17 protein-coding genes are annotated in these 19973 nt (G+C 70.8%); 6 read left to right on the top strand and 11 right to left on the bottom strand.

Features of this window, described 5'->3' with window-relative positions; translation table 11 throughout:
* The first annotated feature begins 28 nt into the window (after window positions 1–28).
* Window positions 29–1189, top strand: a complete 1161-nt coding sequence (gene lpxB / locus LH62_RS19060) for a lipid-A-disaccharide synthase (RefSeq protein WP_043363647.1) — start codon at window positions 29–31, stop codon at window positions 1187–1189.
* Window positions 1190–1234: 45 nt separating this feature from the next.
* On the opposite strand, the gene LH62_RS19055 is transcribed toward lpxB, so the two are convergent.
* Both LH62_RS19055 and LH62_RS32085 read right to left on the bottom strand, forming a co-directional pair.
* Window positions 1235–2179, bottom strand: a complete 945-nt coding sequence (locus LH62_RS19055; RefSeq protein ID WP_043363646.1) for a Gfo/Idh/MocA family protein — start codon at window positions 2177–2179, stop codon at window positions 1235–1237.
* A gap of 71 nt (window positions 2180–2250) precedes the next feature.
* Window positions 2251–4860, bottom strand: a complete 2610-nt coding sequence (locus LH62_RS32085) for a PAS domain-containing protein (protein ID WP_043363645.1) — start codon at window positions 4858–4860, stop codon at window positions 2251–2253.
* A gap of 288 nt (window positions 4861–5148) precedes the next feature.
* Here LH62_RS32085 and secD point away from each other — a divergent pair, with 288 nt between their 5' ends.
* Together secD and LH62_RS19040 are read left to right on the top strand one after the other, a co-directional pair.
* On the top strand, window positions 5149–7728 hold the full coding sequence (gene secD, locus LH62_RS19045) for a protein translocase subunit SecD (RefSeq protein WP_043363644.1): 2580 nt from the start codon (window positions 5149–5151) through the stop codon (window positions 7726–7728).
* A 370-nt stretch (window positions 7729–8098) separates the two neighbouring features.
* Window positions 8099–8878 carry an EAL domain-containing protein gene (locus tag LH62_RS19040; RefSeq protein WP_160299855.1) on the top strand — a complete coding sequence of 260 codons (780 nt, stop codon included), beginning with the start codon at window positions 8099–8101 and terminating at the stop codon, window positions 8876–8878.
* A 48-nt stretch (window positions 8879–8926) separates the two neighbouring features.
* Here the strand turns inward: LH62_RS19040 and LH62_RS19035 are convergent, their stop codons facing one another.
* The 6 genes from LH62_RS19035 to LH62_RS19010 all read right to left on the bottom strand — a co-directional run bounded on the left by LH62_RS19035 (window position 8927) and on the right by LH62_RS19010 (window position 14669).
* Entirely contained in the window at window positions 8927–10096 is a 1170-nt protein-coding gene (locus LH62_RS19035; RefSeq protein WP_043363643.1) for an iron-containing alcohol dehydrogenase, read from the bottom strand.
* A 211-nt stretch (window positions 10097–10307) separates the two neighbouring features.
* Window positions 10308–10856, bottom strand: a complete 549-nt coding sequence (locus LH62_RS19030) for a hypothetical protein (protein WP_144404538.1) — start codon at window positions 10854–10856, stop codon at window positions 10308–10310.
* Between the two features lie 77 nt (window positions 10857–10933).
* A complete protein-coding gene (locus LH62_RS19025; RefSeq protein WP_144404537.1) occupies window positions 10934–11494 on the bottom strand; it encodes a hypothetical protein in 561 nt (186 codons plus the stop codon).
* A gap of 25 nt (window positions 11495–11519) precedes the next feature.
* On the bottom strand, window positions 11520–12089 hold the full coding sequence (locus LH62_RS19020) for a hypothetical protein (RefSeq protein WP_043363640.1): 570 nt from the start codon (window positions 12087–12089) through the stop codon (window positions 11520–11522).
* An 88-nt stretch (window positions 12090–12177) separates the two neighbouring features.
* Entirely contained in the window at window positions 12178–13155 is a 978-nt protein-coding gene (locus tag LH62_RS19015) for a 2-dehydropantoate 2-reductase (protein WP_043363639.1), read from the bottom strand.
* Window positions 13152–14669, bottom strand: a complete 1518-nt coding sequence (locus LH62_RS19010; RefSeq protein WP_043363638.1) for an acyl--CoA ligase — start codon at window positions 14667–14669, stop codon at window positions 13152–13154. Before LH62_RS19010 ends, LH62_RS19015 begins: the two co-directional genes overlap by 4 nt.
* Before the next feature lie 173 nt (window positions 14670–14842).
* On the opposite strand from LH62_RS19010, the gene LH62_RS19005 reads away from it, so the two are divergent.
* The 3 genes from LH62_RS19005 to LH62_RS18995 are packed head-to-tail and all read left to right on the top strand — an operon-like array spanning window position 14843 to window position 17859.
* A complete protein-coding gene (locus tag LH62_RS19005) occupies window positions 14843–15841 on the top strand; it encodes a tripartite tricarboxylate transporter substrate binding protein (RefSeq protein ID WP_052214694.1) in 999 nt (332 codons plus the stop codon).
* A complete protein-coding gene (locus tag LH62_RS19000; protein ID WP_043363637.1) occupies window positions 15838–16326 on the top strand; it encodes a tripartite tricarboxylate transporter TctB family protein in 489 nt (162 codons plus the stop codon). The genes LH62_RS19005 and LH62_RS19000 overlap by 4 nt, the downstream gene beginning before the upstream one ends.
* Window positions 16327–16329: 3 nt before the next feature.
* The gene (locus LH62_RS18995) at window positions 16330–17859 is read left to right on the top strand and encodes a tripartite tricarboxylate transporter permease (protein WP_043363636.1); all 1530 of its coding nucleotides are present in this window, start codon (window positions 16330–16332) and stop codon (window positions 17857–17859) included.
* Window positions 17860–17869: 10 nt separating this feature from the next.
* On the opposite strand, the gene LH62_RS18990 is transcribed toward LH62_RS18995, so the two are convergent.
* The 3 genes from LH62_RS18990 to rpsI form a co-directional block, all read right to left on the bottom strand.
* Entirely contained in the window at window positions 17870–18391 is a 522-nt protein-coding gene (locus LH62_RS18990) for a gamma carbonic anhydrase family protein (protein ID WP_043363635.1), read from the bottom strand.
* 11 nt (window positions 18392–18402) lie between these two features.
* Window positions 18403–19350 (bottom strand): N-acetyl-gamma-glutamyl-phosphate reductase, encoded by a 948-nt coding sequence (argC, locus tag LH62_RS18985; RefSeq protein WP_043363634.1) that lies wholly within the window; start codon window positions 19348–19350, stop codon window positions 18403–18405.
* Window positions 19351–19481: 131 nt separating this feature from the next.
* Window positions 19482–19973, bottom strand: a complete 492-nt coding sequence (gene rpsI, locus LH62_RS18980) for a 30S ribosomal protein S9 (protein ID WP_043334896.1) — start codon at window positions 19971–19973, stop codon at window positions 19482–19484.

The following is a 19973-nucleotide window of genomic DNA, read 5'->3' as shown; positions in this document are numbered from 1 at the left end:
GCAGGCTCTCCGGCGATCGGATGCAGGCATGACACTGATCTACATGGCGGCCGGCGAGGCTTCGGGCGACATCCTCGGCGCGCGGCTGATCGCCGCCCTCAGGCGGCGGCGGCCGGACCTCGAATTCGCCGGCATCGGCGGCGAGCGGATGGCGGAGCTGGGGGTGCAAAGCCTCTTTCCCATGCGCGAGCTATCATTGATGGGACTGCTGGAGGTGATGCCCAACCTCCGCCGCCTCGCCCGGCGCATGTCCGAGGCGGAGACGGATGTGCTGGCGCGGCGCCCGGCGCTGCTCGTCACCATCGACGCACCGAGCTTCACTCTCCGGCTCGGCGGTCGCGTCAGGGCGCGCGGCGTGCCGGTGCTGCACTACGTGGCGCCGCAGGTTTGGGCCTGGCGGCCGGGGCGCGTGCGGCGGGTCGCAGAGGAGGTGGACCGCATCCTTGCCCTCCTTCCCTTCGAGCCGCCCTTCTTCGAGGCCGCGGGCATCCCGGTCCGCTTCGTCGGGCATCCGGTGCTGGAAAGCGGCGCCGATGGCGGGGATGCGGCGCGCTTCCGGGCCGCGCATGGCATCGCGGATGGCGAGCGGGTGGTCGTCGTGATGCCGGGCAGCCGGCGCTCCGAGGTGCGGCGCCTGCTTGGCGTCTTCGGCGAGGCGCTGCGGCTGGCGGGCGGGACGGTACCCGGGCTGCGGCCGGTGGTGGCGCTGGCCGGGGCCGTCGAAGGGGCGGTGCGCGAGGGCTGCGCGGGATGGCCGGCGCAGCCGGTGCTGGTCCGGGAAGCTTCGGACAAATACGACGCCTTCGCCGCGGCGGAGGCGGGGCTCATCAAATCGGGCACCTCCAGCCTCGAAGTGGCGGTTGGCGGGGTGCCGCATGTGGTGGGCTACCGGGTCAACCCGATCACCGCCGCGATCGTGCGGCGGCTGATCCAGGTGCCGCATGCCTCGCTGGTCAACCTGCTGGCGGAGCGGGAGGTGGTGCCGGAGTACATCCAGGAGCGCTGCACCCCGGCCTTGCTGGCCGAGGGGCTGGTGCGGCTGCTGCGCGAGCCCGGGGCGGCGGCGGCGCAACACGCAGGCTTCGCCGAGGCGCTCGGGCGGTTGCGGCCGCCGGAAGGCGTGCCGAGCGAGGCGGCGGCGGCGGCAGTGCTGGAGATGATCGGGCAAGGCCGGGCCGAGGCGGCTTAAGCCGCTTCAGCCCCTCTCAAGACCTGAGGCGTCGATGCAGGCCGGCTATGCGGGCCGGCAGCCGATGGCGGCTTCCACCCGCAAGGCGGCATCCAGCGCCGCCAGCCCTGCCTCGCCGCCCGCCTCGACCGGGGCGCCGGTCTCGATGCTGGCGAGAAAGGCCGCCTGTTCCGCCTCCAGGCTGTCATGTTCCGTCCAGGTGGCGCGGGTGATGCCCCAGCCGGGCATGGTTGCGACCGGCTCGGCGCCGCCGGGATGGATGCGTTCGAGGCTGCGGGCCAGGAAGTCGATGCGGGTTTCGCCCTCCCTGCCGAGGATGCGTAGGCGCCGCTCCATCCCGACGCTGACGCGGCTCGCCGTGATGGTGGCCCGCGCCCCGCTCTCGAAGCGAAGATGGGCGACGGCGAAATCCGGGTGGTCCGACATGATGCGGGCGCCGGTCGCCTGCACCTCGGCCAGAGGCGAGGCGGCGAGGCTGAGGACCAGGTCGAGGTCGTGGATCATCAGGTCCAGCACCACCGAGACATCGAGGCTGCGCGGGCGGAAGGGAGCAACCCGCATCGCCTCGAAGCTCATCGCGCCGGCCCCGGCCCCGGCGCCGCTGCGGCGCAGCATCCGGATGGCGGCCGAGTAGCGCTCGATATGGCCGACCTGGAGGACGCGGCCGGTGGCGCGGGCGGCGGCGACCAGCTCCCTGCCCTGCTCCAGCGTGGCGGCGAGCGGCTTCTCGACGAAGAGGTGGCGGCCGGCGGCGATGGCCTGCATCGCCAGCGCATGGTGGTGCGCGGTGGGGACGGCGATGACGACGGCGTCGCAGGCCGCGAGCAGCGCGTCGGAGGTAAGGGCCGGAGCGCCGGTTTCGGCCGCGATCTGCACGGCGCGGGCCGGATCGGCGTCGTAGAGCCCGGCGAGCAGCCCGCGCGCGGCGAGCTTCAGCGCGTGGAAGCGGCCGAAATGGCCGGTGCCGAGGACGCCGATGCGGAGGGGCATGGTCTGCTTCACCCTTGGGGAGTCGAGGCGCGGTTCTAGCAGCCTGCGCCGCGTCAGTCAGGGCATGTGGGTCAGCGCGAGGCGATCATCTCGCGGATCCGGCTGGCGAGCGTCTCCATGGCGAAGGGCTTGGTCAGGACATGCATCCCCGGCTCCAGATGGCCATGGCCGATGGCGGCGTTCTCGGCATAGCCGGTGATGAAGAGCACCTTGAGGCCGCGGCGCAGCGCCCGGCCTGCATCAGCGAGCTGGCGGCCGTTCATGCCGTTCGGGAGGCCGACATCGGTGACCAGCAGGTCGATCCGCGCCTCCGAGCGCAGGACGCGGAGGCCGGCCGCGCCGTCCTCGGCCTCGATCGCGGTGTAGCCGAGCTCGCCCAGCACGTCGGCGACCAGCATGCGCACGGTCGGCTCGTCATCGACGATCAGCACCGTCTCGCCGCGTTCCGCCCGCGGCGGGGTGCCGGCGGAGGGTGGCAGCTCCACCTCCTCGGCGGCGCCGATGTGGCGCGGCAGGTAGAGCGCGACGAGGGTGCCCTGCCCCACTTCCGAATAGATGCGGGCCTGACCGCCGGATTGCCGGGCGAAGCCGTAGATCATGGAGAGGCCGAGGCCGGTGCCCTGGCCCAGCGGCTTGGTGGTGAAGAATGGGTCGAAGGCCTTGGCGATGACGTCGGGCGCCATGCCGGTGCCGGTGTCGCTGACGCTGATCGCAACATACTGGCCGGGCTGAAGGTCCCGACCGGCCGCCGCGCGCTCGTCGAGCCAGCGGTTGGCGGTCTCGATGGTGATGCGGCCGCCATCGGGCATGGCGTCGCGGGCGTTGATGCAGAGGTTGAGGACGGCGTTCTCCAGCTGGCTCTGGTCGACCATGATGGTCCAGAGCCCAGCGGCGCCCACCACCTCCACGGCGATGGCCGGGCCGACGGTGCGGCGGACCAGCTCCTCCAGCCCGGCGACCAGGCGGTTGGCGTCGGTCGGCTTGGGCTCCAGCGTCTGGCGGCGGGAGAAGGCGAGCAGGCGGTGGGTCAGCGAGGCGGCGCGGTCGGTGGCCCCGCGCGCGGCGGTGAGGTAGCGCGGGACATCCTGCAGCCTCCCCTGGGCGATGCGGGTCTTCATCAATTCGAGGCTGCCGGCGATGCCGGCGAGCAGGTTGTTGAAGTCGTGCGCGAGGCCGCCGGTGAGCTGGCCGACCGCCTCCATCTTCTGCGACTGGCGCAGCGCGGCCTCGGCCTCCATCAGCGCTGCGGTGCGGGCATCCACCTGGGCTTCGAGGGATTCGGCGAATGCCTTCAGGTCCTGCTCGGCCTGGCGCCGGGCGACGGCGAGGCGGGTGCGCTGGGCCACCTCGCGGACGAAGGCGAGTTCCTCCGGCTGCCACCGCCGCGGCGTCGCGCTGGTGAGGTAGAGCAGGGCGACGAGACCGTCGCGCTCGGTGAGCGGGGTGTTGATGAGCGCGGTGGCCTGCTTCGCCCGCAGCGCCTCGGCATGGTCCGCCGTGCGCGGGTCCTCGGCGGCATCGGCGAGCACCACCGTCTCGCCGCGCTTGAGGTCCTCGATATAGGTGCCGTAGTCGCGGAACCGGAGGACGCCGGCGAAGCTGCCGATGCCGGGCGCGGTCCAGTCGCGATCGATGGAGATGGTTTCTGCCTCGGGGTCGATCAGCCCGTAGCCGGCGCGGCTGACATCGAGGGTGCGGCCGAGGATCTCGGCCGCGGCATAGGCGAGCGCGGCCGGGTCGTCGAGGCTGCGGAAGCGGTCGTCGAGTTCGAGCAGGGCGCGGTCCTGCGCCTGCTGCTGCTTGCGGGCGGTGATGTCGCGGGATGTGCCGGCCATGCGGAGCGGACGGCCCTCCTCGTCGCGGAGGAAGCGGGCGCGCAGTTCGATCCAGCCGGGGCGCCCGTCCGGGCGGCGGACGCGGCATTCGAGGCCGAATTCGCGGCCGGTGCCGAGGCCTTCGGCAATCGCGGTCTCGAGCCGCGGGCGGTCTGCGGCGTGGATGGCAGCGCGCAGGATCTCGTATGTGAACGGCCCCTCCGGGCCGAGGCCGAAATCCGCATGGCAGATCGGCGATGCGGTGAAGGCGCCGCTGCGGAAGTCGAGCTCCCAGACGCCGAGGCGGCCGGCCTCCGTTGCGAAGCGGAGGCGGGCCTCACCCTCCTCGAGCGAGCGGAGGCGCTCGCTGAGCTCGGCCAGCAGCGCTGCATTGTGGCTCTCGAGCCCGGCCATGCGCTCGCGCTCGGGGGTGACGTCGAGCTGGCTGGCGAAGAAATAGGCCAGTGTGCCGGCGGCGTCGCGGACCGGGGCGATCAGCAGTCGGTTCCAGAAGGCGGAACCGTCCTTGCGGTGGTTGCGGATGTCGATTTCGATCGGCTCGCGGGCCGCGATCGCGTCATGGATGCGGCGGACGGTGCGCGGGTCGCTCTCCGGGCCCTGGAGGAAGCGGCAGTTGCGGCCGAGGATCTCCTCGCGTCGGTAGCCGGAGAGGCGGATGAAGGCGTCGTTGGCGAAGACGACCGGATTGTCCGGCAGGCGCGGGTTGGTGATGATCATCGGCATGCGCGTGGCACGCACGGCCGAGACGAAGGGGTCCGTGCTCTTGTCGAGCCCGAGCAGCTCCGCGCCGATGCGCGCCTCTTCGGCGGCCAGCTCGCTTGGGGTGCTGCCTGGGGAGTCGGACATGGCTCGGGCGTTGGCCTTTCATCCGGTGCAAGGAAGGTGGGGGGACTATAGTGGCAGTTGGCGCCGCAGGAGCCGGACGCAACCCCAGGGACCGGGAGATCGGCTGGAGGGGGATTTGATCATGGCGCTTTCGGCTCGGACCGGAGGGCATATGTTCCGGCGGTGAACACCCTTGGAAGGTCAGGGTTGCATCGATGCCCGGGCATCGTCACATTCCGGCGCAAAGGCTTGGCCGGGATGGCGCCCGCCGCCGAAAGTTCCCGTAATTCCGATGAGTAGCACCCGATCATGATGTTCTTCGCCCGCTGGAAGACCTTGTCCATCCTGGCGGTCTGCCTGCTCGGGGTGCTGCTCTGCGCCCCGAATCTCTTCCCCAAATCCTCGCTGCCGTCCTGGGCGCGGCAGTTCTCGCTCGGCCTCGACCTGCGCGGCGGCTCCTACCTGCTGCTCGAGGTCGACATGGACGCGGTGGTGAAGGAGCGGCTGGAGAGCCTGGCCGATGCGGCGCGGGGCAGGCTGCGGGCGGCCAATATCGGCTATGTCAACCTGGCGGCGGAGCCGGGGCAGCGGCGGGTCTCGATGCGCGTGCGCGATCCCTCCCAGGCGCAGGCGGCGATGGCCGTGTTGCGGGAGCAGGCGAACCAGATCCCGACCAGCCTCGGCAACACGGTGCCGGATATCGACGTGGCCGCGACGCCGGATGGCCTCGTCACCGCGACGTTGAGCGAGGCGGGGCTCCGGGCCAAGGCGACGGGGGCGGTCGAGCAGTCGATCGAGATCGTCAGGCGACGGATCGACGAGACGGGTGTCTCCGAGGCGCTGATCGCACGGCAGGGGCAGGCGCGCATCCTGGTGCAGTTGCCCGGCGTCGAGGACCCGAACCGGATCAAGCAGCTGCTCGGCCAGACCGCGCGGATGACCTTCCACCTGCTCGACGAAACGGCCAACCCCGCCTCGCCGACGCCGCCGCCCGGTGTGCAGTTCCTCGACGGCGAGGCACGCAACGGGCAGCCGGCGACGCGCTACGCGGTGCGGCGGCGGGTCGAGGTGGACGGCGCCAACCTCACCGATGCGCGGGCCGGGCAGGACAACCGCACCGGCGAATGGGTGGTCAACTTCGTCTTCGACTCGACGGGGACGCGGCGCTTCGCCGATGTGACGCGGACGAATGTGGGGCGGCCCTTCGCCATCGTGCTCGACAACAAGGTGATCACGGCGCCGGTCATCCGCGAGCCGATCACCGGCGGGCGGGGCCAGATCAGCGGCAATTTCGACGTGCGCGGGGCGAACGACCTCGCCGTGCTGCTGCGGGCGGGCGCGCTGCCGGCGCCGCTGACGGTGGTGGAGGAGCGGACGGTCGGGCCGGAGCTCGGGGCGGATGCGATCCGCGCCGGCATTCTCGCGCTGGCGGCGGGGGCGCTCTTCGTCTTCCTCTACATGGGATTCGCCTACGGGCTGTTCGGCTGGTTCGCCAACCTGGCGCTGCTGGTGAATATCGTCTTCCTGCTCGCGGCGCTCTCGGTGCTGGAGGCGACGCTGACGCTGCCGGGCATCGCGGGGATCGTGCTGACGCTGGGGACGGCGCTCGATGCCAATATCCTCATCAACGAGCGCATCCGCGAGGAGGTGAAGAACGGACGGCCGCCGCTCAGCGCGCTGGAGGCGGGCTTCACCAAGGCCTCCGGCACCATCATGGACAGCAACCTGACGAACCTCATCGCCATGGCCTGCCTCTACGGCTTCGGCAGCGGGCCGGTGAAGGGCTTCGCGGTGACGGTCGCCATCGGCACCATCGTCCAGATGTGGACGGCGACGACGCTGGTGCGGCTGATGGTCAGCACCTGGTACCGCTGGACCCGGCCGAAATCCCTGCCGGTGCTGGAGGATGGGCGTGGCTTGCGGGAGCGGCTGGCGCGGCCGCTCTTCCGCATCATCCCCGACGTGACGCACATCCCCTTCATGAAGGGGGCGCGGGTGGGGCTGATGGTCTCGGCCATCCTCTCCACCGCATCGCTCATCGGCGCCTTCTACCCAGGGCTGGAGAAGGGCATCGACTTCAAGGGCGGCATCGTCATGGAGGTGCGGACGCCGGGGCCGGCCGACCTCGCCGCGCTCAGGACGAAGGTTTCCGGCCTCGATCTCGGCGATGTCGGGCTGCAGCAATTCGGCGATGCCGAGACGGTGCTGCTGCGCCTGCCGGTGCAGGCGGACGAGGGCGGCACGCAGGCGGCCGTCAACAAGGTGCGCGAGGGGGTGGAGCAGGTGGCGCCGGGGGCGCGCATCCTCCGCGTCGAGGCCGTGGGCAACCGCGTCTCGGACGAGCTGTTCCTCGGCGGGATGATCGCGCTCGGGATCAGCCTGCTGGCGATGCTGATCTACATCTGGTTCCGCTTCGAATGGCAATTCGCCATTGCGGCCATCGTCACGCTGATCCTCGACACGACCAAGACCGTCGGCTTCATGGTGCTGTTCGGGGTGGAGTTCAACCTGACCACCGTGGCGGCGATCCTCACCGTCATCGGCTTCTCGGCGAACGACAAGGTGGTGGTGTTCGACCGGATGCGGGAGAACCTGCGCAAGTACAAGCAGATGCCGCTGCGGCAGCTGGTCGACCAGTCGATCAACGAGACGCTGAACCGCTCGCTCGGCACCTCGATGACGCTGCTGCTTTCCGCGTTGCCGCTGGCCTTCTTCGGCGGCGACACGCTCGCGGGCTTCGCCTGGGTGATGCTGTTCGGCATCGTGGTGAGCGCCTCCTCCTCGGTCTTCATCGCCGCGCCGATCGTGCTCTACACGGGGAAGGACCGGCTGCGCCGCGGCGTGGAGGCGCCCGCGGTGACGCCGAAGCAGGCGCCTGCGGGCGTCTGATCCAACGGGGTCCCGGAGGAGGGTGGCGTCCTCCTCCATGCATCCGGCAGACGCCGATGCCCTGCCCCGCGGCGCATTGCCTATCCGCGCCACGAGGCATCCCGATCGAGATGCGTCTGGCGGATGAACTGCAGCCACCACGATCGTTCAGTGGAAGGCCGGGAGGGCGATCGTCAGCCCAGCGCCGCCCGGGCATCGCAGCATGGTCAGAAGTCTCAAAAAACCGTGAATGGTGCCTGATTTAGCCATGGCGCCATTGCATCACACTCTCTATCGTGCCGTTGCTAATGACCGAAAGGCGTCCGGTGCGATGATGAGGGCCGCCGGGTCAGCGACGCCATGGCTGGCCTCCCATCCCGAGGTTGTACCTTTGCCCGGATTGCACGGGGACGCGGCGGACCTGGCCGCCGGACTCAGCAATGGCGAGGTTTCCGTGCACTACCAGCCGGTCGTGCGCTTCGCCGACCGGCGGCCGGTGATGGTCGAGGCCCTGGCGCGCTGGCACAAGCCGCCGACGCTGATCTCGCCCGACCGCTTCGTCCCGTTGGCCGAGAGCAGCGGCCTGGTACGCGCCCTTTCCATGCTGGTGGCCACGCGGGCGGCGGCGGAGCTGGCACCGCTCTGGCAAAGGCTGCGCCTCAACGTCTCGGTCAACCTGCCGCTCGGCCAGTTGCTGCTGCCGGACCTTCCGGCCTGGCTGCACCGGGCCTTGCGGGCGGGCGGGCTGCATCCGCGGCAGGTGGCGCTGGAGCTGACCGAGACGACCGAGGTCAGGGACCGTTCGGCGCTGCGCCGGGCGCTGCTGCGGCTGCGCGAGGCGAGGCACCGGGTCCTGCTGGACGACATCGTCCTCGATGACGAGCGAAGCTGGCTCTTCGGTCTGCCCTTCGCCGCGCTGAAGCTGGACCGGTCGCTGGTCGAGCAGCTGCCGGGCGATGCCCATGTGCGGCGCGAGGTGCGGCGCATGGTGCGGCTGGCGGAGTCCTCAGGAAAGCAGGTGATCGCCGAGGGGGTTTCGGACCAGCGGATCTGGCAGGTGGTCCGTGGCCTCGGCGTGCATCACGCACAGGGCTACCTGGTCAGCCGGCCGCTGCCGGCGGAGGCGCTGGCCCGGTGGCACGGGCAGTGGCGGGGTTCGGCCCTAGGCTGACCAAGAGGCCAGCCCGGGACGAGGGAGCCGCCCGCCCACTGCCCCGGCTCAGCCGTAGATGCGGCGATAAAGGTCGACGATCTCCGCCTCGCTCGGCACCCGCGGGTTGTTGGCAGGGCTGCCGGAGGCAAGCGCCTGCTTGGCCATGAGCGGCAGTAGGCCTTCCCAGCGATTGCCGCCGATGCCGTAATCCTTCGGCGTCGGCACGCCGAGTTCCTGGTTCAGCGCGCGCAGCTCCTCCAGCAGCCTGGAGGCGGCGGCCTCGTCGCTGTCCTCGCGGGTGGCGACGCCCATGGCCCGCGCTGCCTCGGCATAGCGCGGCAGGGCGTCGTTCAGGCCGAATTCCGTCACCGCCGGCAGCAGCATGGCGTTGGAAAGGCCATGCGGCACATGGAAATGCGCGCCGATCGGGCGGCTCATGCCATGCACCAGCGCGACCGAGGAGTTGGAAAAGGCGAGGCCCGCCTGCATGGCGCCGAGCATCATCGCCTCGCGCGCCGCGGCATTCTTAGGCTGGTGGTAGGCGGGGCGAAGGTGGCGGCCGATAAGTTGCATGGCCGAAAGCGCCAGGCTGTCGGCATGCGGGTTGGCGCGCTTCGAGACATAGGCTTCCAGCGCATGAGTGAGGCTGTCGATGCCAGTATCGGCGGTGGTGCGCGGCGGCACGCTGAAGGTCAGCTCGTAATCGACGATGGCGGCGAGTGGCAGGGCGCCGAGGCCGGCGATCAGCATCTTCTCCTCGGTCTCGGTGTCGGTGATGACGGTGAAGCGCGTCGCTTCCGAGCCGGTGCCGGCGGTGGTCGGGATGCAGATGACGGGGACGAGGCCGCGATCCGCCTGGGCGGGGACCTTGAAGTCACGCATCTTCGCGCCTGCCGGAGCGGCAGCGAGGATCGCCATGGCCTTGGCGGTGTCCATCGGGCTGCCGCCGCCGAAGCCGATCAGGCTATCGAAATCGCCGCCGCGCAGCAGGGCTGCGCCGGCCTCGATGACGGTGTCGGTCGGGTCGGGCACGGTCTCGCTGAAGACTTCGAGGCGGAGGCCGGCGGCACGCAGCGGGGTCAGCAGCGCGCGCTCGATGGTGCCGGAGGAAACCATCCAGGGATCGGTGACGACGAGAGGCCGGGAGAGGCCGAAGAGGCTGAGCACCTCGGCGACCTGGGCGACGCTGCCGCCGCCGATGCGCATCAGCCGCGGCGAGACGATGGTGGCGGTCATGGCTGGGCTCCTCCCCGAATTGGGCGGAGGATAGGCGGGGGCCAGCAGCCCGGCTAGAGCAAACTCCGATCGGGCGCATCATCTGATCGAAGCAATTTGCTCGTGAAAACAACAAGCTAAAGCGGCGCGCGTGAGCCAGTGCGAATGGAAACCGCTTGTGGCCTGCTTGTCTACGAAGTCGTGGGTAAATCCGCACTTCGCGGGCAGGACACTAGTAGCCGATGCCCCCGTTGCCGAGGCCGAAGGTGGTGATGTTGACGCCGCTCGTTTCCGCCTGGCGGGTACCGGTCCAGCCGCCTTCGGCGTCGAGCTGGGCGATCTGCTGGGCGAGCAGGGCGGTGGCGTTGGAGGCTTGGGGCAAGGGGCCGAGCTCGCCGAGCCGGGCCACCGAGCGCTCGCCGCCGGGACGGAAAAGCGGCGCCGGCAGGGCACGTGCGGCGGCGGCCGGATCATTGGCACGGAGTCCGCGGGCAGCGGCGAGCAGGGCGTCGATCACCGGGCGGGGCGCCGCCGCATCCTGCACGCCGAGCGCGTCACGCAGTTCGGTGCGGGCAAGCTGCATCTGGCGGCGCACCGCCTCCGGCACCGGGGTGAAGCGCGGGTCGCGCTCCAGCGCCTCGGTCGCATATTCGAGCCGGGCGGCGGCCATCGCCCCAGCGGCCGGCTGGCCAGAGAGGCCACGGCCGCGATCGGCAAAGGCCTGGGCTGCCCCCTGGATCGCCGCCCGCGCCGGGTCCGAGGCGCTGGCGGCGAGATCCATGGGCGGCGCCGGAGGTCGCTGCTGCATCTCGGCGCAGCCGGCAAGGGCGAGAACCAGGGCGAAGCCGCACCGGCGCATCACAGGCGGAAGTTCGACTGGGAGTCGCGCTGGCGGATGGCATCCGTGGCTGTGACGGCGGCGGAATTCGTTAGCGGCAGGCTGGGCAGCGCGGCGAGCCGGGTCAGCGTCGCCTGGCCGCCTTGCGGGAAGGCGGGGGTGGAGAGGGCGGCGGCCGGGTCGCCCTGCTGTGCGCTGAGTGCACGGGCGGCGGCGTAGAGCCCGTTGATGACCGGCTGCGCAGGTGCGTCGGGGGCAATGCCGAGGGCGGCGCGCCACTCGGCCCGGGCGGCGGCCATCTGGCCGATGATGCTGGGTGAGACGCTGGTGAGGCGCGGGTTGGTCGGCATCTCCACCGCCAGCCACTCCATCTGCGCCACGGCCCGGGCGGCCTCGGCCGGACGCCCGGCGAGCAGCGCCTGGCTGGAGAAGGCGACCGAGGTATTGGCGATGGCGCTGCGCAGCGGATCGCCCGCGCCGATGACGGCGTCGGCCGGCAGGCTGGCGGACTCGGGCGGCGGCGGCAGGGCGCAGGCGCCGAGCGCGAGCAGGGCGGCGAGCGACAGAGCGGTCCGGATCATCGTGAGCATTCCCCCATTTGCGTGGTCACAGCTTGGCTCCGTCCCCACCGGAGGAGATTTGGTTGTCCTGCTCCACGCGATAAAGCTCGCGCTCGGCCAGCGCGGTGGCGCTGCGGGTGCGGGGCAGGTCGGGCAGGCGGGCAAGGCGTTGCAGGGTGGCGCCGCCATCCGGGAAGGCCGGAGCGCCGAGCGCGGCGCGGGCGGCCTCCGCATCGCCCCGGCGCAACGCGCGGGAGGCGGCGAAAAGGCCGTCGACCACCGCTTGCGGCGACGCATCCCCGGCGATGCCGAGGGCCTGGTGCAATTCGGCGCGGGCGTCGCGCAGACCCAAGGCGATGGTCGGGTTGAAGTCGGCCCAGCGCGGGCCGGTCGGAAGCTCGGTGGCGAGATACTCGACCTCGGCGGCGGCGCGGGCAGCCTCCGGGCCAGCGGGGCGGCTGGCGAAGGCATAGGCGCTGCCGATGATGGCGGCGCGCGTCGGGTCGCCGGCGCCGACGACGGCGTCGCGCGGCAAGGCAGCATAGGGTTGAGCGGCGCCGCAGCCCGCCAGGGCGAGCAGCGCGGCGGCCAGGAGCGGGTGCAGTCTCCATCGCATGGGTATCATCTCCGGGCCGGATTATGGCCCGGCCGATGCGGAGGGACAAATGGTGGCACGGTGACCGCGCCACAACCCAAGCTTGCGGTCAGTAGCACCCGGCGAGGCGGGCGCGGGTGCGCAGCAGGGCGAGCACCGTCCGGCAGGTGGGCGCGGGACGCTGGACCAGCTCAGCCAGCTCGACGATGACGCCGAGCAGCGCATCGATCTCCATCGGCCGGCCGCGTTCGAGGTCCTGCAGCATGGAGGTCTTGTGCGCGCCGACCTCGGCGCCGCCGGCGATGCGCTTGTCCACATCGATGGCGAAGCGGGTGCCGAGCGCCTCGGCGATGGCCTGCGCCTCCAGCATCATGGTGCGGCAGACGGCGCGCAGCTCGCCCTCGCCGGTGATGACGTCGAGCGTCGCGCCGGTCAGCGCAGAGAGTGGGTTGAAGGCGAGGTTGCCCCAGAGCTTCACCCAGATCTCGTCGCGGATCTTGGGGCGGACAGGCGCCTTGAAGCCGGCGGCGACCAGGGCGGCGGACAAGGCCCCTGCCCGCTCCGAGCGGCTGCCATCCGGCTCGCCGAGGGAGAAGCGGTCGCCATAGGTGTGGTTGACGACGCCCGGCTCCGGCACGTCGGCCGCTGGGTAGATGATGCAGCCGAGGACGCGCGAGGGGTGCAGCGCCTCCCACAGCGCGCCGTCCGGATCGACGCTGGCGACGCGGCGGTCCTCATAGGGGCCGGGGAGCTTGTAGAAATACCACCAGGGGATGCCGTTGACGGCGGAGACGATGGTGGTCTCCGGCCCGAGCAGCGGCTGCATCTGCTGCGCGACGCCGGGCAGCGAATGCGCCTTCAGCGTGATCAGCACATAGTCCTGCGGCCCCGCCTCCTCGGCGGTTGCGACGCAGCGCGGGCGGGTGATGCTCTCCTGGCCATCGCTGATCAACTTGAGGCCGTTCGCCTGCATGGCCGCGAGATGCGGGCCGCGGGCGATGACCGTCACTTCGGTGTCGCCCTTGGCGGCGAGCTTCGCCGCCATGAGGCCACCGATGGCGCCGGCGCCGTAGATGCAGATCTTCATGCGGTAATGCCCAGCTTCTCGGCGAGGCCGATGCGCATCAGCTTGCCCGTCGCCCCCTTCGGAATCTCGGGCAGGAAGACAACCTTGCGCGGCACCTTGAAGTCGGCGAGGTGCTTGGCCGCGAAGTCGCGCAGCTCGCGCTCGCTGCATTCCATCCCCTCGCGCAGGACGACGGCGGCGCCGACCTCCTCGCCAAGCATCGGGTGCGGGATGGAGAAGGTGAGCGCCTGGGCGACGGCGGGGTGCTCCGAGAGGATGCCGTCGACCTCGAGCGGGCTGACCTGCTCGCCGCCGCGCTTGATCAGCTCCTTGAGGCGCCCCGTCAGCATCAGGTAGCCGTCCTCGTCGAGCATGCCCTGGTCGCCGGTGCGGAACCAGCCATTGGTGAAGGCCTTGGCATTGGCCTCCGGGTTGGCCTCGTAGCCCTTGGTGACGTTGGGGCCGCGGATGACGACCTCGCCGACCTCGCCTTGCGGCAGGATGCTGCCGTCATCGGCCATGATGGCGACCTCGGGCCCCGCCGGCAGGCCGACGAGGCCCGGCTTCTGCGCCCGCGGCGGCAGCGGGTTGCTGCACATCTGATGGCTGGCCTCGGTCATGCCATAGGCCTCGATGACCGGCGCGTTGAAGGCGGTGGCGAGGTCGCGCATCGCCTGGGCGGGCAGCGAAGCGGAGGAGGAGCGGAGGAAGCGCAGCGGCGCGCGGGCGATGATCTCCCTGTTGCGCTCGGCGCGCTGCAGGATCGCTTGGTGCATGGTCGGCACCGCCGTGTACCAGCTCGGGCGCTCGGCATCGAGCCAGCCGAAGAAGCGCAGCGCGTTGAAGCCCGGCGTGCAGATCACCGAGGCGCCGGCGGCGAGCGAGGAGAGCGTCGCCGCGATCAGCCCGTGGATGTGGAAGAGCGGCATGACGTTGAGGCAGGCATCGGCCGGCGTCAGCTCCAGCGTCGCCGCGATGCTGCCGGCCGAGGCGGTGACGTTGGTATGCGTCAGCGGCACGATCTTCGGCCGCGCGGTGGTGCCGGAGGTGTGCAGCACCAGCGCCACGTCATCCGCACCCGCGGGGCCGGGCTGCGCGGCAGATGCGGCGCCGCCGCCGGCCAGGGTGAACTCGCCGGCCGCCTCGCCGGGGATGAGTTCCAGCACCGGGACGGAGAGGCGGGCGGCGACGGCGCGGGCGGGCGTCTCCATGCCCTGCTGCACGACCAGCGCCTTGGCCTTGAGGTCGGTCAGGTAGAACTCGAATTCCTCGTCCTTGTAGGCGGGGTTCAGCGGCGCGGTGGTGGCGGCGCCGGCAATGGTGACGAAGGCGGCGGCCATCTCGGGGCCGTTCGGCAGCACGATCGCCACGCGGTCGCCGCGGCCGATGCCCATGCCGTTGAGGCTGGCGAGCGTCCGCTCGGACAGGGCGCGAAGGCCCCCGTAGCTCAGCGGCGGGCGCTCTGGGGCGCGGATAGCGGGCCGGTCGGCGGCCCCGGCCGCGAGGAGTTCGGCGAGGGTGCTGATGGCGGGCATGGGGGTGCTTCCTCCGGCGACTTCGGGCCTTTCTCTGCATCAGCGGCGGGCGGCGGGCAAGTGGGGCTGTCGCGGCGCTTTACACGCTTTTCGTTGATTTACCTCAATTTCCGCCGCAACCCGGGGGTCCTGATGCGGTTCCACGACCGCAACGCATTGCCGGAGAAACGAGAATGCCACCTGCTGGATGCTCCCGCCGTTCGCTGCTGATCGGGGCCGGTGCGGCCGCCCTCGCCTCTCCCGCCCTCGCCCAAAAGGGATGGGAGCCGACGCGGCCGGTGCAGTTCATCGTCCCGGCCGGCACCGGCGGCGGCGCGGACCAGATGGCGCGGGTGATCCAGGGCATCGTCTCCAAGCACAAGCTGATGCGCCAGCCGATGGTCGTCGTGAACAAGGCCGGCGGCGCGGGGGCGGAGGGCTTCCTCGAGGCGAAGGGCGCGCGGGGCAACCCGCACATGATCGTCATCACCCTCTCGAACCTCTTCACCACGCCGATGGCGACGGGGGTGCCCTTCAACTGGCAGGACCTGACGCCGGTCGCCATGCTGGCGCTCGACGAATTCGTGCTCTGGGTGAATGCGGAGTCGCCCTGGAAGACGGCCGCAGAGTTCATCGAGGCGGCGAAGCGGGAGCGCCTGAAGCTCGGCGGGACGGGGTCGAAGCAGGAGGACCAGATCATCGCCGTCGCCATCGGCAAGGCGACGGGCGCGCAGCTCACCTACGTGCCGTATCGCGGCGGCGGCGAGGTCGCGGTACAGCTCGTCGGCAAGCATGTCGATGCCACCGTCAACAACCCGATCGAGGCGGTGACGCATTGGCGCTCCGGTGCGCTGCGCCCGCTCTGCGTCTTCGACAGCCAGCGGCTCTCCAACACCGACAAGATGACCGAGACGATGGCCTGGTCCGACATCCCGACCGCGAAGGAGGCCGGGCTCGATGTCGAATACCTGATGCTGCGCGGCATCTTCATGCCGGCCGGCGTCCAGCCGGCGCAGCTCGCCTACTATGAGGGGCTGCTCGAGCGCGTGCGCGAGACGCCGGACTGGCGCGAGCTGATGCAGCAGGGCGCCTTCAACACCACTGGCATGACGGGCGATGCCTTCCGCGCCTGGCTGACGAAGGAGGAGGCGCGGCACCGGACGCTGATGCAGGAGGCGGGGTTCCTGGCATGAGCGCCGAACGCGGGCTCCGCATGAGCATGGTGGAGGCCGGCACCGCGCTGGCCTTCGCGCTGGCGGGCATGGCGGCGATCGGCGACAGCCTCCGCATCGGCACGGGCTGGGGCACGGATGGGCCAAAATCCGGCACCTTTCCCTTCTGGATCGGCCTGATCCTCGTCGCCGCCAGCGCGGGGACCCTGGTGCAGGCGGTACGGGCGCGGACGGAGAGCGGGCTCTTCGCCAGCTGGGCGCAGCTGCGGCTGGTGGCCTCCGTGCTGGTGCCGACGGTGGTCTATGTCGCGGCGATTCCCTCCACAGGCATCTACGTCGCCTCCGCCGCGCTGGTCGCCTGGTTCATGCACCGGCTGGGCGGCTTCGGCTGGGCGCGGTCGGCGGCGGCCGGCATCGGCGTCGCCCTCGCCTGCTTCCTCGTCTTCGAGATCTGGTTCCTCGTGCAGCTCCCCAAAGGGCCGCTCGAAACCGCGCTGGGATACTGAATCATGGAAGAACTCGGCCTGCTGATGCAGGGCTTCGGCGTAGTGCTGGAGCCGCAGAACCTGCTGCTGATGCTCGTCGGCATCGCGCTCGGCGTGCTGATCGGCGTCCTGCCCGGCCTGGGCGGCGCGAACGGCATCGCCATCCTGCTGCCGCTGACCTTCGCCATGCCGCCGGTCTCGGCGATCATCATGCTCTCCTGCATCTACTGGGGGGCGCTGTTCGGCGGGGCCATCACCTCGATCCTGTTCAACATCCCCGGCGAGCCCTGGTCGGTCGCCACGACCTTCGACGGCTACCCGATGGCGCAGCAGGGCAAGGCCGCCGAGGCGCTGACGGCCGCCTTCACCAGCAGCTTCGTCGGCGCCTTCGTCGCCATCGTCATGATCACCTTCATCGCGCCGGTGATCGCGGGCTTCGCGCTGCGCTTCGGGCCGCCCGAGTTCTTCGCGGTGATGTTCCTCTCGTTCGCCAGCTTCATCGGCATGAGCAAGGGGCCGGCGCTGAAGACCGTCTGCGCCATGATGCTCGGCTTCCTGCTCGCGGCCGTCGGCATGGACACCGTCACCGGCCAGCTGCGCATGACCTTCGGCAGCACGGAGATGATCCGCGGCTTCGACTTCCTCGTCGCCGTCATCGGGTTGTTCGGCATCAGCGAGATCCTCTGCTCGATCGAGGACGGGCTGCGCTTCAAGGGCGAGCGGGCCAAGATCGACGCGAAGGTCGTGCTGAAGGTCTGGGTCAGCCTGCCCAAGCACTGGTGGCTGGCGCTGCGCTCCTCCTTCATCGGCTGCTGGATGGGCATCACCCCGGCCGGCGCGACGCCCGCGAGCTTCATGTCCTATGGCGTGGCACGGCGGATGGCGAAGGACGGCGCGAGCTTCGGCAAGGGTCGGATCGAGGGCGTCATCGCCCCGGAGACCGCGGCGCATGCAGCCGGCACCTCGGCGCTGCTGCCGATGCTGACGCTCGGCGTGCCGGGCTCGCCGACGGCCGCCGTGCTGCTCGGCGGGCTCATCATGTGGGGGCTGCAGCCAGGGCCGATGCTCTTCGTCGAGCAGAAGGACTTCGTCTGGGGGCTGATCGCCTCGATGTATCTGGGCAACGTCGTCGGGCTGATCGTGGTGCTGGTGGCGGTGCCGTGGTTCGCGGCGATCCTCCGCGTGCCCTTCTCGATCATCGCGGCGATCATCCTCGTCGTCTGCGCGATCGGCGCCTTCACCGTCAGCAACGCCGAGTTCGACATCACGCTGATGCTGCTCTTCGGCGTCATCGGCTATGTGCTGAAGAAGCTCGACTACCCGCTGGCGCCGCTGGTCCTCGCCCTGGTGCTGGGCGACCGGACGGAGGAGGCCTTCCGCCAGTCGCTGCTGATCAGCCAGGGGAGCCTCGGAGTGTTCTTCTCCAACTGGCTGGTGAGCAGCATCATGGCGATGGGCTTCGCCCTGCTGCTTTGGCCGGTGGTGAGCTGGGTGCTCGAGCGCATCAGCGCGCACCGGTCGAGGACCGGTGCGGTGGTGCCGAGGGAGGCGTGAGCCCCCTTGGCTACTTCAGCGAAGCGCGGTGCCGCCCCGACAGCTCGACATAGTGCGGCGCCGTCTTGTCGAAGCCGGCGCGCTGCTCGAGGGTGAGCAGGCGCACCGGCTTCGCCGGGTTGCCCATCCAGAGCTCGAGCGAGGCGATGCGCTTGCCGGGCGGCAGCACGGAGCCGGCGGCCAGCACGCCGCCCTCCTCGATCACCGCATCGTCCAGCACGGTCGCGCCCATGCCGACGAAGGCGCGGTTCATCAGCGTGCAGGCATGGATGATGGCGGCATGGCCGACCGTCACGTCATCGCCGATATTGGTCGCCTGCTTCCCCGCATTGACGTGGATGATGGTGCCGTCCTGGATGTTGGAGCCGGCGCCGATGCGGATGTAGTTGGTGTCGCCGCGCAGGACGCAGTGGTACCAGATGTTCGAGCGCGGCCCGATGGCGACGTCGCCGATGACGGCGGCGGTGGGCGCGACCCAGGCCTCCGGGTCCACCTGCGGCAGCTTGCCCTCGAAGGGGTAGAGCGGTCCCATTCCTGTTCTCCCTATTCGGCCGCCGCCGGCAGCCGCGTCTCGACCGGGATGCCGAGCATCAGGCCGATATTCTGCACCGCCGCGCCGGATGCGCCCTTGCCGAGATTGTCGAAGCGCGCGGTCAGCACGGCCTGGCCCAGGGCCTCGTTGCCATGGACGCGGAGCTCCAGCAGGTTGGTGTTGTTGAGCGCCTGCGGCTCCAGCTTCGGCGTCGCGGGCACGACGCGGACATACTCACTGCCGGCGTAGCGCGCCGTGAGCAGCGCCTCGATATCGGCGGGCTTCGGCCGGCCCGGCAGGGTGTCGAGGTGGAGCGGGATGCTGTCGATCATCCCCTGGCGGTAGTCGCCGACCGAGGGGATGAAGATGGGGCGGCGGCTGAGGCCGCTATAGTGCTGCAGCTCGGCGACGTGTTTGTGGGTGAGGCCGAGGCCGTACATCTCGAAATCGGGCGCGCGCCGTGCCTCGTACTCGGCGATCATGGCATTGCCGCCGCCCGAATAGCCGGAGATGGCGTTGACCGAGACCGGGTAGTCGGCCGGCATCAGCCCGGCCTCGACCAGCGGGCGGAGCAGCAGGATGGCGCCCGTCGGGTAGCAGCCGGGGTTGGAGACGCGCGAGGCGGCGGCGATCAGCGCCGGCTGCTCCGCCGTCAGCTCCGGCAGGCCATAAGCCCAGTCGGGGTTGATCCGGTGGGCGGTGCTGGCGTCGAGCAGCCGCGGGGCGTCGGCGCCGAGCGAGGCGGCGAGCGCGGTGCTCTCCTTCGCGGCCTCGTCCGGCAGGCAGAGGACGACGAGGTCGACCTCGGCCATCAGGGCGCGACGGGCCTCGGGGTCCTTTCGGCGGGCGGGATCGATGGAGCGGACGGCGATGCCGGGCAGGATCGCCAGCCGCTCGCGGATTTGCAGGCCGGTGGTGCCAGCCTCGCCATCGATGAACACCGTCGGGGTCTTCGCCATCGTCCTGGCTCCCTCAGCCTGGGGGACAGTGCCGCCCAATGCGGCCCAAAAAGCAAGAGGGGCGGACCCGCGCGGGCCCGCCCCTCCTCATATGACAGCCATGTGGCTGGCGCCGACCGGCGCCCGCCCGGTCAGCGCTTGCTGAACTGGAAGGAACGTCGCGCCTTCGCCTTGCCGTACTTCTTCCGCTCGACGACGCGCGGGTCGCGGGTCAGGAAGCCGGCCTTCTTCAGGATCGGCCGCAGCTCCGGCTCGAAGTTCGTCAGCGCGCGGCTGATGCCGTGGCGCACCGCGCCGGCCTGGCCGGAAAGGCCGCCGCCGACCACGGTCGCGATCACGTCGAACTGCTGGTAGCGGTCGGCCACCAGGAAGGGCTGCGAGAGCAGCATCCGCAGCACCGGCCGGGCGAAATAGGTCACCACGGGCTTGCCGTTGACGGTCATCTCGCCCTTGCCGGGCTTCACCCAGACGCGGGCCACGGCATCCTTGCGGCGGCCGGTGGCGTAGGCGCGGCCGAAGGCGTCGCGCTTCGGCTCGCGGGGGGCCGGGGCCTCGCCGGTGATGGCACCGGACTGCACCAGGCTCTTCAGATCGGCGAGCGTGCCGGTCGTCTGCTCGCTCAT

It is taken from the genome of Belnapia sp. F-4-1 (genome assembly GCF_000802185.1).
Taxonomy (GTDB): domain Bacteria; phylum Pseudomonadota; class Alphaproteobacteria; order Acetobacterales; family Acetobacteraceae; genus Belnapia.
The sequence above is the reverse complement of the archived record's forward strand: the minus strand, read 5'-3'. Positions and strand labels throughout refer to the sequence as shown.

What these genes read in the sequence shown, in the direction of transcription:
- lpxB (WP_043363647.1), top strand. Translation starts at nt 29, where the DNA reads ATGACACTGATCTACATGGCGGCCGGCGAGGCTTCGGGCGACATCCTC.
- LH62_RS19055 (WP_043363646.1), bottom strand. Translation starts at nt 2,179, where the DNA reads ATGCCCCTCCGCATCGGCGTCCTCGGCACCGGCCATTTCGGCCGCTTC.
- LH62_RS32085 (WP_043363645.1), bottom strand. Translation starts at nt 4,860, where the DNA reads ATGTCCGACTCCCCAGGCAGCACCCCAAGCGAGCTGGCCGCCGAAGAG.
- secD (WP_043363644.1), top strand. Translation starts at nt 5,149, where the DNA reads ATGATGTTCTTCGCCCGCTGGAAGACCTTGTCCATCCTGGCGGTCTGC.
- LH62_RS19035 (WP_043363643.1), bottom strand. Translation starts at nt 10,096, where the DNA reads ATGACCGCCACCATCGTCTCGCCGCGGCTGATGCGCATCGGCGGCGGC.
- LH62_RS19030 (WP_144404538.1), bottom strand. Translation starts at nt 10,856, where the DNA reads ATGGATCTCGCCGCCAGCGCCTCGGACCCGGCGCGGGCGGCGATCCAG.
- LH62_RS19025 (WP_144404537.1), bottom strand. Translation starts at nt 11,494, where the DNA reads ATGATCCGGACCGCTCTGTCGCTCGCCGCCCTGCTCGCGCTCGGCGCC.
- LH62_RS19020 (WP_043363640.1), bottom strand. Translation starts at nt 12,089, where the DNA reads ATGCGATGGAGACTGCACCCGCTCCTGGCCGCCGCGCTGCTCGCCCTG.
- LH62_RS19015 (WP_043363639.1), bottom strand. Translation starts at nt 13,155, where the DNA reads ATGAAGATCTGCATCTACGGCGCCGGCGCCATCGGTGGCCTCATGGCG.
- LH62_RS19010 (WP_043363638.1), bottom strand. Translation starts at nt 14,669, where the DNA reads ATGCCCGCCATCAGCACCCTCGCCGAACTCCTCGCGGCCGGGGCCGCC.
- LH62_RS19005 (WP_052214694.1), top strand. Translation starts at nt 14,843, where the DNA reads ATGCCACCTGCTGGATGCTCCCGCCGTTCGCTGCTGATCGGGGCCGGT.
- LH62_RS19000 (WP_043363637.1), top strand. Translation starts at nt 15,838, where the DNA reads ATGAGCGCCGAACGCGGGCTCCGCATGAGCATGGTGGAGGCCGGCACC.
- LH62_RS18995 (WP_043363636.1), top strand. Translation starts at nt 16,330, where the DNA reads ATGGAAGAACTCGGCCTGCTGATGCAGGGCTTCGGCGTAGTGCTGGAG.
- LH62_RS18990 (WP_043363635.1), bottom strand. Translation starts at nt 18,391, where the DNA reads ATGGGACCGCTCTACCCCTTCGAGGGCAAGCTGCCGCAGGTGGACCCG.
- argC (WP_043363634.1), bottom strand. Translation starts at nt 19,350, where the DNA reads ATGGCGAAGACCCCGACGGTGTTCATCGATGGCGAGGCTGGCACCACC.
- rpsI (WP_043334896.1), bottom strand. Translation starts at nt 19,973, where the DNA reads ATGAGCGAGCAGACGACCGGCACGCTCGCCGATCTGAAGAGCCTGGTG.